The sequence below is a fragment of the Promicromonospora sp. NPDC050880 genome (assembly GCF_044456525.1).
Classification (GTDB): domain Bacteria; phylum Actinomycetota; class Actinomycetes; order Actinomycetales; family Cellulomonadaceae; genus Promicromonospora.
Window position 1 is genome coordinate 33,796 of record NZ_JBITFV010000003.1, and the last position, 12,775, is coordinate 46,570.

Sequence of the window (12,775 nt, forward strand, 5' to 3'; positions counted from 1 at the left end):
CGGGGCCCGCTAGGCGGGCCGCGTCCGCGGCTTGAGGCGCAGGTCCGGCAGCGCGGGCGCCCGCAGCGGCCCGCTCGGGTAGCCGAGCACCTGACCGAACCGGCGGCCGGCCGCACCGTCCGCGTACCCCGTCGACCCGTCGTCGAGCTCGGCGATCTGGGCCATCCAGTCGTCGCGGGCGCGGACGACGTCCTCGTGCGTGCGGCCCATGAAGTTCCACCACATGATGACGTCCTCGGCAAACGGCTCCCCGCCGATCAGGACGGCGCGCGCACCCGACCCCGCACCGGCCCGCACCACGAGCCGGGCGCGGCCCGGAGCCACGTAGCCCAGGGCCGACGGCGGTACCGCACTGCCCTCGAACGTCACCTCGCCGGCGTCCACGAGCAGGGCGTGCTCGTGCCCCGGTTCGACGTCGAGCGACACCTCGGCACCCGGCTCCAGGTCGATCTGCGCACCCACCAGCGGCGTGTACGTCGTCGCGGGCGAGGCCAGCTCCTCGCCTCCCGCCCGCAGCCTCCCGACGAACACCTGCACGACGACGCCGTCGTGCCCGACCGAGGGAAGGTCGCCGTGGTGCTCGAAGTGCGGGTCGACGCCGAGCGCCGAGCCGGGGAGCGCCGTCCAGAGCTGGACCCCGTGCAGGCGGGGCGGGCGGCCCTCGGCGGGCGACTCCTCGGAGTGCGAGATGCCCGCACCCGCCGTCATCAGGTTGAGCTCGCCCGGGCGGACCGTCTGGAGCGAGCCCACGGAGTCGCGGTGCAGGATCTCGCCCTCGAAGAGCCAGCTCACCGTCTGCAGGCCCGTGTGCGGGTGCGGCGGCACCTGCATGCCCTCGCTGGTGGAGACGTCGTCGGGGCCGTAGTGGTCGCTGAAGCACCAGGCGCCGACGAGCGACCGGACGCGCTGGGGGATGGTGCGGCGCACGTTCATGGCACGGGGGCCGCCCAGGGGGACGTCACGCGGTGTGAGGAGCTCGACGCCGTCGCCCCGCTCGCCCGCGGCGCAGACCTGCTCGGCCGGCCGGGTCTCCAGGTTGCTCATGCCCTGAGCCTAGGGCCCGGGAACGGGCCAGGACCCCCGGGGCAGGCCGGGGGCCCTGGCATCACCGCGCACCGTGGACCGCCGGAGCGGGACAGGGCGTCGTGTCGACGTCACGACCCCGAGGTGCCCGTCAGACCCGGGCCGCCGGGTCTGCGTCTGGGTGAGCACCTCGGACGCGGGTGGTCTTCCGGCCCCGTACAGGCACCTGTGGCGTCATCCACAGCCCGCACCGCGGTACGGGACGTCCTGTCGTTCTCCGGTTGACCATGTATCCGATGTTCGGAACCGGTCGGTACTGCTGCAGCGCACCGCGTCGATTCCGAATCGTCGAACCATTGCCACGTTTCTATCCGCGTGTCGTGCACCCGGCAACCGCTCCACGGTTGTAATTTTCACCCTTTTCTTGCCCACAGTTCTGTCCACAGGGAGAAGCCCGAGTTTCCCGTGCCACACACAGGGCTGTGGACAAAATCTGTGGATAACATTGCGGATCAGACCCAGGCCCGTGCGCCCGGTGCACCGCCCGACGTCGGGTCGTTGCGACCCTCGAGCTCCTCCGCGCCGGCGATGAAGCCGCCGTCGTCCACGATGATTCCCGCGATGCGGCTCTGGAGGCTGACCGCGAGACGCGCCAGCGAGACCCGCATGCGTGCCCGGGCGATGACGTGCAGCCCGGACGGCTGCGCCAGCTCGAGCTCGTACGGGTCCGCGGGCAGCCAGGTCATGCGGTAGGCGAACGGTCCGTAGCTGCGCCAGTCGAGCGTGCCCAGCGCGCGCGGCACGCGGTCGACCCGTTCGACGTCGATCACGATCGACCCGTCGTACGCGGTGCTGCCCATGAGCGTGTAGCGGGGCGACCCGTCGGGCGTGGGCTGGTCGGCGGTGACGTCGGCGGTGGCGATGAGCGACCGCAGCATCGGCAGTAGGTCGCCGGGCTGCAGCGGATGCGCGGAGTAGAGGCCCAGGTCGACCGAGGCGGCGGGATCCGGCACCAGGGGCTGCCGGCCGTCGGCGAGCACCCCGCCGCCGGTCTTGCGGGCGGCCGCGACCATCCACTGCACGAGGCGCAGCTCCTCCCCCTGCGGGAGCGCATGGGCGAAGGCCCGTGCGATGCCGTCCCGGTCGTCGTAGGACGTGGGGGCCGCGCCGCGGACGTCGCGCAGGCCGTCGTCACGCGTGATCGAGTACGCCTCGGCCTTCGCCGCGGGGATCTCCAGCTCGGCGAGGTGGGCCTCGCCCACCTCGAAGGGTCCGGTGGCGACATACCCCGGCCCGAGACGCAGGACACCGGGAACCAACGAGTCGGGCTGCGCCATGCCGCGGAACCGGGCCCCCGCCATCCGGCGTGCCCCCGCGGCGCGAGAAGGTTCTCGGAGCCACTCGACCTCCGGGAACCACGCGGCGGCGAGCTCGCTGACGGCCACGGGGCCGTGGGTGCTCGGCAGGATCAGAATGTGACCCGAGACGTGTTCCGCTGGAATCACGCCCGCCAGAAATGTCATGCGGGAACTTTACTGCCGGTCACTTTCCACGATGATGCAAGCATGTTACAGATCGGAAACACGCAGGTGACAGTGGGCACACACGGCTGCGCTTTCCGGTCGGCCTGTTTCTTTGCGCAGCACAAATGTATGTCTATGGATATTCATGGCGACTGAGTCTCAGCACAAGAGGCGTGAGCCCGACGGCGGATACCCGCAAAGACGGCGGGCGGCGCGGATGCCCGATCCCGGGTTCCAGTTACCTGACGGCAAGAGCATATGATGTCAGCATGCCCAAGATCATCGGCAAGAGCCTGCACGAGCACCGCCAGATGACGAGGCACAAGCTGTTCACCGCCCTGTCCACCCTCATGGCGGAGCGCGGGTTCGACACCATCACCCTGGCCGACATCGCCGCGGCGGCGAACGTCGGCCGGACCGCTGTCTACAACCACTTCCACGACAAGGAGGCGCTGCTCCTCGGGTTCATCACCCACGAGACGGAGCAGTACGCCCACACGCTGGAGCGGGCCCTCGACGGCGTGGACGACCCGGTGGAACAGCTCCGTACCTACATCCGCCAGCAGGCCCAGCTCACCCGTGTCTTCCACCTCGCCCCCGGCCCGGACCTGCGCACGGTCCTGTCCCGCGCCACGCAGCAGCGCCTGCGCGAGCACGCCGACATCGTGGAGGCGATCCTGCGCCGGATCCTGACGGCCGGGATCGAGGCCGAGACGTTCCCGCCCCAGGACATCGAACCGACCGTGCACCTCGTCAACGCGTGCCTGTCCGGTCGCCTCATCCCCGACGAACCCGTCGCCCGCGAGCGCACCATCCGCGCGGCAGAGGCGTTCGTGCTGCGCGCGGTGGGCGCCCGCGTGCCGGACCCGGTGCCGGCCTGAGCCGCGGCCCGGGCCCGGACCTGGACCTGGACCTGGACCGGGACCGGGCCTGAAGGACCTCGCCGCCGAGACGGTAGCCTCGGGCGCGTGTCTTCCGCCGCCGTGAGCCCTGGTTCCGCGCCGCTCGGGCGCGCGTTCGGCCGCGTGGTCGCCGCCAACCTGAGCTCCAGCCTGGGCGACGGCATCGCCCGGGTGGCGGCACCGCTGCTCGCCGCGCAGCTCACGGACGACCCGCTGCTCGTGTCGCTCGTCGCGGTCGCCGCGCTGCTCCCCTGGTTGCTGTTCGCGATCCCCGCGGGCGTGCTCGTGGACCGCGTCGACCGGCGCGTCGCCCTCTCCCTGGCCGGCGGCGTCCGGGCGCTCGTGGCCGGCGGCCTGCTCGCCCTGCACCTGACGGGCACGCTCACGATCTGGTGGCTCCTGCTGGTGGTGCTCCTGTACGGCGCGCTGGAGACGGTGTACGACGGTGCCATCCGCGCCGTGGTCCCGTCGATCGTCGGCAGGGGCGACCTGCCGCGGGCGAACTCCCGCATCGAGGCCACGGAGATCGTGGTGCAGCAGTTCCTGTCCCAGCCGCTGACGTCCTGGCTGCTGGCCTTCTCGGCGTTGTGGGCGCTCGGCCTGAACGCGGGGGCCTACGCCGTCGCGGGCGGGCTGGCCCTCACCCTGCCCGCCGTCGCGTCGGGCGTCGCCGCGCGGCGTTCCGGCCGACGGCCTGCCGAACCGGGTCCCACGCCGGAGGCCGCCCGCGCGGCACGACACCGCGCCGAGCTCGCCGCCGGCTTCCACTTCATCTGGTCCAGCCCGATGCTGCGCCCGCTGTGGATCGTCAGCGTGCTGATCGGCATCTGCCACGCCGCGATCACGTCCACGCTGGTGCTGTTCGTGCTGGAACGGCTCGACGTGCCGGAGGCCTGGTACGGCACCTTCATGCTGGCGGGAGCCGTGGGGTCCCTGACGGCGGCGGCCGTCACGAACCGGCTCAAGACGCGCTTCGGGACGGGGCCCGTCATGGCGGCCGTGAACGCCGCCGGGCTCGGTGCCTGGTTCCTCGCCGGTGCGTTCCCGCTGGTGTGGGTGGGGGCCGTCGCGATCTTCGTGTCGTTCGGCTGCACGACCACCTGGAACGTGCTCGTCATGTCGCTGCGGCAGGCAGCGGTGCCGAACCACCTGCTCGGCCGGGTGCACGGGACGTGGCGCACCGCGCTGTGGGGCGCGATGCCGCTGGGGTCGCTGGCCGGCGGGCTCCTGGCCCGGACCGGCTACAGCACCCCGCTGCTCGTCGGCGCCGTCGCCGGCCTGGTGGTCGCCCTCGTGGGGCACCGGTACATCGCGTCGCTGCCCGACCCCGAGACCCTCGACCCGGAGCCCGGCGACCCCGCCTGATGCGGGGCCGCCACCGGGCTCAGATCCAGCGCTTGAACCGGAAGACGCCGAAGAGCCCCACGCTCACGGCGAGCATCGCGACCAGGGCGGCCGGGTAGCCGTAGGCCCAGTCGAGCTCCGGCATGACCTCGAAGTTCATGCCGTAGACCGTGCCGACGAGGGTCGGGGCGAAGAGGATCGCCGCCCAGCCGGAGATCTTCTTGACCTCCTCGCCCTGCCGGATGCTGACCTCCGACAGGTGCTTCATCTCCTCGTTCTGCCGCTGCGCGACGAGGGTGGCGGCCACCGTCAGGATGTCCCGCAGCGCGGCGCGGAACACCTCGATGCGGTCGGCCGCCTCGGTGAGGTGGTCGGCGACGTCGCGCAGATAGGCCTGCAGCTCCGGGTCCACGCCGTACTTGTCGGCGCCCTTGGCGAGCGAGGCGCACAGTGCCTGCTCGGGGCGAACTGCGCGCTGGAAGTCGATGACCTCGCGGGACAGCTCGTAGATGCGCCGGGAGACGTCCGGGGCACCGCCCCAGACGTCGGACTCGATCTCGTCGATGTCGTGGTCCAGACCGGCGACGACGGGCGCGTACCCGTCCACGACGCTGTCGAGGATCGCGTACAGCACGGCCTCCGGACCACGGGCGAGCATCTCGCGGTCGGCCTCCAGCCGGGTGCGGACCGCGGCCAGGTCGGGCGAGGCACCGTGCCGCACGGTGACGACGAAGTCGGGGCCGACGAAGACGTGGAGCTCGCCGAACTCGACCTCCTCCGCGGCGTCCAGGTAACGGGCGGCGCGCAGCACCACGAACAGCGTGTCGCCGTACCGCTCGATCTTCGGGCGCTGGTGCGCCTGGATCGCGTCCTCGATCGCGAGGGGGTGCAGGTCGAACTCGCGGGCGAGGGACGTCAGCTCGGCCTCCTCCGGCCGCTCCAGCCCGATCCAGGCCATGCCGCCCGGCCGCGAGCGCAGCGCGCTGAAGGTCTCGGCGAGGTTGTCGTAGCCGGCGGTGCGCACGCCGTCGTCGTAGATGGCGGCGGCGACCACGGACGAGCGGGGTTCGGGGGCGGCGACGGGGCGCGGGGCGGCCTCGGGCGCGGGGCCGCCGGCGCGCCGCTGGCGCAGGGCACCGAGCAGCGGCCGGACCGGACGAGCGGGACGGGAGGGCAGGAAGGTAGCCATGGGGAAACTCCTGGGGTCGAGCGCAGGGAAAGGACTGCGAACGGACACCGCAGCAGGGACGGCCGACCGACCGGTGGATCTCACGCCCCTGGACGAAGGGGCGGAGCGCACCGGTGCGCGAGAACCCGCGGGCACGCGGGTGGGGAACCGTCAGCTCAGCTGCGGTTCGGACTACTCGGAGGCTCGCTACGGGTCATGCGCGCCACCTCCCTGGTCCGTGCGGCGGATCGCCGCTGCCGTTTCTCGACGGGGTCCAGTCTAGACCCGCCGACGGGGCCGATCGAAACCGTTCGAGACCAGGATCACACTCACCAGGCGTCGTGCGGCCGGTGGTGCGCGCCCGGCGGCGTGTGGAACTCGTGCGGGGCCGGGGACAGGTAGGCCCGCGCGAACTGGAGGGAGGCCGCCAGGTCGTCGTGCCGCTCGGCGGCGGTACGGGCCGCGCGCGTCGAGATCTCCACGCAGACGTCACCGCTCCAGCGCCGGGCGACGAGCTCCTGGAGCACCTTCTCGGCCTGCATGCTGCCGCGCCCGGGCACCAGGTGCTCGTCGCGCGCGCCGTGGTTGCCGTCCGCCAGGTGCACGTGGCGCAGGCGGTCGCCGAACGTGTGCAGCAGCACCAGGGCGTCCTGCTGCGCCACGCTCGCGTGCGACAGGTCGAGGGTCACGGCGTCGTAGTCGTGCTCCGCCGGGTCCCAGCCGGGCAGGTAGGCCTGGAACTCGCGCCGTCCGCCGCGCCACGGGTACATGTTCTCGACGGCGATGGTCACGCCCGTGGCCTCGCTCAGCGAGCGCACCTGGTCCTGGAACTGCCGCGCGTACTTGTACTGCCAGCGGAACGGCGGGTGCACCACCACGGTGCCCGCGCCGAGCTCGAGGGCCATGTCCGCCGTCCGCTCCAGCTTCGCGACCGGGGACCGGCCCCAGACCCGCTGGCTCACCAGCAGGGTCGGCGCGTGCACCGACCGCACCGGCACGCCGGTGTCGGCGGACAGCTTCGCCAGGGACCGGGGGTTCTGGGTGACCTCCTCGGACCAGACCATGACCTCGACGCCGTCGTAACCGAGCTCGGCCGCCGACTCGAACGCGAGCGGCACACGGCGGGGGAAGACCGACGCCGTCGACAGCGTCACCCGCACGTCGGGTGCTGCGGGTTCCTGCGGATCGGTCCGGATCGGTTCGGGCATGCGGGCCACCTTAGAGCGCCGACGTGACTGGGATGTGACTGGTGGGTTCAGATGACGTTCAGGGAAGAAGTCTTTCCCGTGCCACGTCGCGTGCGGCCTGCGCCGTCGGACACCCGAGGACCACGCGTGCCAGCTCCGCGCACTCGTCGCGGGACACGCGTGCCAGGGTGTCTGCGACCTCGGCCAGCGCACGCGGCGTCATGGACAGCGAGGTGACCCCGAGACCCACCAGGACGGGCGCGAGGAGCGGGTCGGCCGCCGCCTCCCCGCACACGCCCACCGGAGCACCATGCACCGCACCACCTTCGCACGCCACCCGGACGAGCTCCAGCACGGCGGGCTGCCAGGGGGTGGACAGGGCTGCCACACCGGCCAGGTCGCGGTCGGCGGCCATCGTGTACTGCGTGAGGTCGTTGGTGCCGAGGCTCGCGAACCTGACCTCGGCCAGCACGTGCCGTGCCTGGAGCGCGGCCGCGGGCGTCTCGATCATCACCCCGGGGTGGTCCAGGCCGTGCGCGGCGCACGCGGCCGCGAAGTCACGGGCCTCGTCGACGGTCGCGACCATCGGAGCCATCACCCACACCTCCGCCGTCTCGGCCGCGGCGGCCCGGGCGATCGCGTCGAGCTGGCGGTCGAGCACGTCCGGGTGCGCGACGGCGGTCCGCAGCCCGCGCACGCCCAGCGCGGGGTTGTCCTCGTGGTCCGGCGTGAGGAACCGCAGGGGCTTGTCGGCGCCGGCGTCGAGCGTGCGGACCACCACCCGGCGTCCCGGGAAGTGGGACAGTACCGCCCGGTAGGCGGTCACCTGCTCCTCCACGCTGGGCTCCTCGCCCCGGCCGAGAAAACAGAACTCGGTGCGGAACAGGCCCACCCCGCGTGCGCCCGCCGCAGCCGCGGCCTCGGCTGCCGCCGGGTCGGCGACGTTCGCCACGAGCTCCACCTCGAACCCGTCGCGCGTCGCGCCGCGGCCGTCGAAGGTGGCGGCGACGACCCGCCGCCGGGCCCGTTCCACGTCCGCCGGGGTGGGCGAGCGCAGGACGGTGCCGCCCGTGCCGTCCACCACGAGCTCCTCGCCGTCGACGAGGTCGTTCGCCTCGGGCAGCGCGACGACCGCCGGGATGCCGAGGGCCCGCGCCAGGATCGCCATGTGCGACGTCGGCCCGCCGCGGGCCGTGACGACGGCGACGACCACGGCCGGGTCGAGCATCGCCGTGTCTGCCGGGGCGAGGTCGCTCGCGACCAGCACGAACGGATGCCCCGGATCCGGTACGCCGGGCGGGGCGGCACCCGTGAGGGCGGCGACGATCCGGTCCCGGACGTCCCGGACGTCCCGGGCGCGCTCCGACATGGGCGGGCCGAGCGACTCGAGCTGGGAAGCCACCGAGCCCGCGGCGTCCCACACCGCGCGCTCGGGGGTGAGCCGGTCCTCGCGGACCCGCCGTGCGGCACCGGCGGCGAGCGTCGGGTCGGCGGCCATCGCGGCCGTCACCGCGAGCACGTCGGCGGCAGTGCCCGACGCGCGCCGCGCCCGCTCGGCCAGGTCGGCCTCCACCTGGGCCGCGGCCTCCTCGACGGCGCGGACGGCGGCGTCGGCGTCCCCGGTCAGGCGGCTCGTCCGTGGTTCGGGGACCCGGGCCGGCATCCGCACCACGATCCCGGCCGCCCGCCCCGGGCTCGCCGGGACCCCCGTGAGCCTCTCGCTCGTCATCCGTACGCTCCCCACCGGCTCGTCGTCGAGTGCGCTGGGAACGTTACACGCGAGCGCCTCAGGGGGCGAGACCCCGGGGCGGCGCCCCCTGCCCGCTGCGGGCGGTGGCACCCGGACGGGTCGTCCCACCCCGTGGCACGGCAGTCGGTCTGACAAGATGACGTCATGGCCGAGGCCCTGTTGGTCGGATCGCCCGTGGCGGGACGCGTGGTGGCGATGCGCGACGTGCCCGACCCGGTCTTCGCCGAGAGCATCGTCGGCCCGGGGCTGGCCGTCGACCCCGACCCGGAGACCGGGGGCCGTGTGGTCGCGCCGTGCGCCGGCGTCGTGGTGAAGCTGCACCCGCACGCGTTCGTCCTGCTGGCGCCGTCGACGCCGGGCGCTCCCGACGGAGCCGCGAGCTCGCCCGGCGCACCGGCTCTCGCCACCGGGCGGGGTGTGCTGGTGCACCTCGGCATCGACACGGTCCAGCTCCGGGGCGAAGGGTTCACGCTGCTGGTCGCCGAGGGCGACGCCGTCGAGGCGGGTCAGGAGCTCGTGCTCTGGAGCCCCGCCGCGGTCGCCGACGGCGGTCGCTCACCCCTGGTGCCGGTCGTCGCGCTGGACCTGAGGCCCGGGGACCTGGTCGAGCTGGCCCGGCCGGGCGACCGGGTGCAGGTCGGTGACGGGCTGCTCAGCCTCCCCTGACGCGGCGCGCGGGTCTTGTGCCGTCCAGGCTCGGTCGGATCCCGTCAAGAACGGATGCTGTTCGGTCAAGAACGGATGCTGTTCGGTCGCTTGCCTCGAGATCGGTCCGGTGATGGACCGATCTCGAGGCAGGCGACCGAACCCGCCGTTCCTGCGGTGCAATGGACCGAATCTGGAGGCATAGGGTCGGGGCCATGGTGCGCACGGTGGTGTTCGACGTCGGGGAGACGCTGGTCGACGAGTCCCGGATCTGGCTCCGGTGGGCCGAGCGGCTCGGTGTTCCTCCGCTGACGTTCCTGGGTGTGCTCGGCGGCTGTGCGGCCCTCGACCTGTCCCACCGGGAGGCGTTCGAGCTCGTGCGGCCCGGCGTGGACGTCGAGGCGGAGATCGCCCGCTGGGCCGTGGACGACCCCGACGGCCTGCGCAACGGGTTCGACGCCGACGATCTCTACCCCGACGTGCGGCCGGCCCTGGGTGCGCTGCGCGAGGCTGGGTTCGACGTCGTCGTCGCGGGGAACCAGCCACCCGAGGCGCGCGCCGCGCTGGAGGCGATGGACCTGCCGGTGAGCGCGATCCGCACCTCGGACGAGTGGGGTACGCAGAAGCCGGAGCCGGAGTTCTTCGCCCGCGTGGCGCAGCTCTCGGGCGTCGCGCCCGAGGAGATCGCGTACGTGGGCGACCGGCTGGACAACGACGTGCTCCCCGCCGCCGACGCCGGGATGCGGCCGGTGCTGCTGCGCCGCGGTCCGTGGGGGTACCTGCACGCGCGCCGTCCCGAGGCGGCCCGCACCACCGTCATCGACTCGCTGACCGAGCTGCCGGCGGTGCTGGCGGGCTGACCTGTCGGACTCTCGCGAAGGCGTCAGACGCACAGGTCACCAGAGGGACCTGTGCGTCTGACACGTCAGCCGCGCAGCGGCAGCGTGAGGCCTGCCTCGCCGTCCGGCACCACGCGGACCGGCACGCCCCAGTCCTGCTGCGCCAGGTGGCAGGCCGGGAACACGTCGGGGTCCGGCTCGCCGTTCGGCAGCAGCGGCACCTCGTCGCACGACGCCGCCTTCGCGGTCACGTGCAGCACGCCCTCGGCCACCTCCGGGTTGATCACCAGGTCGCGGAACAGGTCGGTCCCGGTCCCCGCACCCGACAGCAGCAGCTCCGGCGGGGTGGCACTGACCTGGAGCGTCGTCGACGGTCCCCAACGGTCGTCGAGCTTCTGGCCGGGCGCCGGTGCGAACGGCACGTCGAGGCGCAGCGCGCCGGAGCCCACGTCCGTGGCGGGCCGGGCGACCTTGTGCGCGCCGCCGTCGAGCACCTCGCCCGCGAGGGTGGCCGGGAGCGCCACCCGCGTGAGCCGGTGCGCGGCGGACTCGACCACGAGCAGGTGCACGGCGTCGTCCGCCACCTCGACGAGCACGTCGGACGGTTCCGCGAGGTCCTGGGCCAGGGTGGTCACCTCGCCGGAGGCCGGGTCGTACCGGCGCACCGCGCCGTTGTACGTGTCGGCGACGACGACGCTGCCGTCCGGCAGCACGGCGACGCCCAGCGGGTGCTGCAGCAGCGCCTGACCGGCGACGCCGTCGCGGTGCCCGAAGTCGAACAGCCCCTGCCCGACAACCGTCTCGACGGTCACGTCGGTCTCGTCCACCGGCACGAGGCGGCGCAGCGCCGAGGTCTCGGCGTCGACGAGCCAGAGCGCGCCATCGGCCGCCGCGGCCAGGCCGGAGGGCTGGGCGAACCAGGCGCCCTCGCCCGGGCCGTCCTCCAGACCCTCGTTCATGGTGCCCGCGAGCAGCGAGACCACGGGCAGGTGCGGGCCGGGGTGGAAGTCCCACAGCGTGTGGTTCCCGGCCATCGCCACGACGAAGGCGCCGAGCTCGGCGGACCACTCGACGTCCCACGGCGAGGAGAGCCGCACGCTCAGCGCGTCGTACGACTCGCCGGGCTCGAACGCACCGACCGTGCCCGTCACGTTCTCCTGGCCGCCCACCATGAACTGCTCGCCGGTGCCGGCCAGCGTCGTGACCACGCCGTCCGAGAGCCGCACGCCGCGCAGGGCGTGGTTGACCGTGTCGGCGACCACGACGTCGTACCCGAGACTCGCCGTCAGGTCGGAGGGCACCAGGCACAGCCCGTTCGGCTCGGAGAACCGCGCCTCGCCGGGCGCGCCGTCCACCAGCCCGCGCTCGCCCGAGCCGATGCGGCGGACCAGGGTCTCGCCGTCGGGCGCGAGCTCCGCAAGGGAGTGGTGCCCGGCGTCCGCGACCAGGAGGTTCCCGTTCGGCAGCGCGAGGGCCTTGGCCGGGAACCGCAGCGTGCCGGAGGCGGGGGCGGGCGGCACGTAGGGCCCCGAGCCGCGGTGCAGGGTGCCCTTCACGGCGTGCTCGGCGATCAGGTCGGACACGAGCGCGGCGATCGCGGAGCCGTGCCCCTCCCCCGCCATCTGCGCCACGATGTAGCCCTCGGGGTCGATGACCACGAGCGTGGGCCACGCCCGCGCGGTGTACGCGCCCCAGGTGACCAGCTCAGGGTCGTCGAGCACGGGGTGGCGCACCTCGTACCGTTCGACGGCGGCCGCGAGCGCGTCGGGGTCGGCCTCGTGCTCGAACTTGGGCGAGTGCACCCCGACGATCACGAGCTCGTCGCGGTGCTGCTCCTCGACCTCGCGCAGCTCGTCCAGGACGTGCAGGCAGTTGATGCAGCAGAACGTCCAGAAGTCGAGGACGACGACCTTGCCGCGCAGGTCGGCGAGGGTGACCTCCTGCCCGCCGGTGTTCAGCCAGCCGCGCCCGACGAGCTCGGAGGCGCGGACACGGGGAAGGTTCTGGACTCCTGTGCTCACCGGCCCATTGTCACTCGCGCGTCGCGGTGTCCTGCTCCGTGTCCGGCTTGCGGGCACGCCACTGCTCGACCAGCGCCTTGTCGGCGCGGCGACGGGTCAGGTCGCTCTTGCTGGAGTGCACGGCCGCCCGGTGCGCGAGCAGGGCGTCACGGTCCCGCTCGAGGGCCCACATGAGAGCCTCACGCACGTCCGCACGGGTCACCCGCGTGCTCCGCGTCTCGTCCATCGTCCCGATCATTCTCGCCGTTCCGTGATCACCGGCGCCCAGGTCGGACGCCGCCATCGATTCAGGAGGCAGCCTGGAGATGTTTGTGACATCCCAGGTCTTCCTGGCTTTCACCCGGCCATGGTTGGGTGTAGCAGAGGAACGTAC

The 12,775-nt window shown here is 73.2% G+C and carries 11 protein-coding genes; 4 read left to right on the plus strand and 7 right to left on the minus strand.

What is annotated here, in order from left to right:
• Positions 1-9 precede the first annotated feature (9 nt).
• Positions 10-1,044, minus strand: coding sequence for a pirin family protein (locus ACIBBF_RS06925; protein WP_397411863.1), 1,035 nt, complete (start codon positions 1,042-1,044; stop codon positions 10-12).
• A 491-nt stretch (positions 1,045-1,535) separates the two neighbouring features.
• Complete coding sequence (locus tag ACIBBF_RS06930; RefSeq protein WP_397411865.1) at positions 1,536-2,546, minus strand: hypothetical protein; 1,011 nt, start codon at positions 2,544-2,546, stop codon at positions 1,536-1,538.
• A gap of 269 nt (positions 2,547-2,815) precedes the next feature.
• Between ACIBBF_RS06930 and ACIBBF_RS06935 the strand changes: the two genes are divergently transcribed.
• Positions 2,816-3,427: a TetR/AcrR family transcriptional regulator gene (locus ACIBBF_RS06935; protein WP_397411867.1), complete on the plus strand. Its 612-nt coding sequence runs from the start codon at positions 2,816-2,818 to the stop codon at positions 3,425-3,427.
• A gap of 87 nt (positions 3,428-3,514) precedes the next feature.
• Positions 3,515-4,813, plus strand: coding sequence for an MFS transporter (locus tag ACIBBF_RS06940; RefSeq protein WP_397411869.1), 1,299 nt, complete (start codon positions 3,515-3,517; stop codon positions 4,811-4,813).
• Positions 4,814-4,832: 19 nt separating this feature from the next.
• On the opposite strand, the gene ACIBBF_RS06945 is transcribed toward ACIBBF_RS06940, so the two are convergent.
• The 3 genes from ACIBBF_RS06945 to ptsP all read right to left on the minus strand — a co-directional run bounded on the left by ACIBBF_RS06945 (position 4,833) and on the right by ptsP (position 8,876).
• A complete protein-coding gene (locus ACIBBF_RS06945) occupies positions 4,833-5,981 on the minus strand; it encodes a magnesium and cobalt transport protein CorA (RefSeq protein WP_397411871.1) in 1,149 nt (382 codons plus the stop codon).
• Between the two features lie 308 nt (positions 5,982-6,289).
• A complete protein-coding gene (locus tag ACIBBF_RS06950) occupies positions 6,290-7,168 on the minus strand; it encodes a sugar phosphate isomerase/epimerase family protein (protein ID WP_397411873.1) in 879 nt (292 codons plus the stop codon).
• 58 nt (positions 7,169-7,226) lie between these two features.
• Entirely contained in the window at positions 7,227-8,876 is a 1,650-nt protein-coding gene (gene ptsP / locus ACIBBF_RS06955) for a phosphoenolpyruvate--protein phosphotransferase (RefSeq protein WP_397411875.1), read from the minus strand.
• A gap of 165 nt (positions 8,877-9,041) precedes the next feature.
• Between ptsP and ACIBBF_RS06960 the strand changes: the two genes are divergently transcribed.
• Positions 9,042-9,563, plus strand: coding sequence for a PTS glucose transporter subunit IIA (locus ACIBBF_RS06960; RefSeq protein WP_397411877.1), 522 nt, complete (start codon positions 9,042-9,044; stop codon positions 9,561-9,563).
• A 194-nt stretch (positions 9,564-9,757) separates the two neighbouring features.
• Entirely contained in the window at positions 9,758-10,402 is a 645-nt protein-coding gene (locus tag ACIBBF_RS06965) for an HAD family hydrolase (protein ID WP_397411879.1), read from the plus strand.
• A 65-nt stretch (positions 10,403-10,467) separates the two neighbouring features.
• Here the strand turns inward: ACIBBF_RS06965 and ACIBBF_RS06970 are convergent, their stop codons facing one another.
• Both ACIBBF_RS06970 and ACIBBF_RS06975 read right to left on the minus strand, forming a co-directional pair.
• Positions 10,468-12,402 carry an NHL domain-containing thioredoxin family protein gene (locus ACIBBF_RS06970; RefSeq protein ID WP_397411881.1) on the minus strand — a complete coding sequence of 645 codons (1,935 nt, stop codon included), beginning with the start codon at positions 12,400-12,402 and terminating at the stop codon, positions 10,468-10,470.
• A 10-nt stretch (positions 12,403-12,412) separates the two neighbouring features.
• The gene (locus tag ACIBBF_RS06975; protein WP_397411883.1) at positions 12,413-12,628 is read right to left on the minus strand and encodes a hypothetical protein; all 216 of its coding nucleotides are present in this window, start codon (positions 12,626-12,628) and stop codon (positions 12,413-12,415) included.
• Between the last annotated feature and the right edge of the window lie 147 nt (positions 12,629-12,775).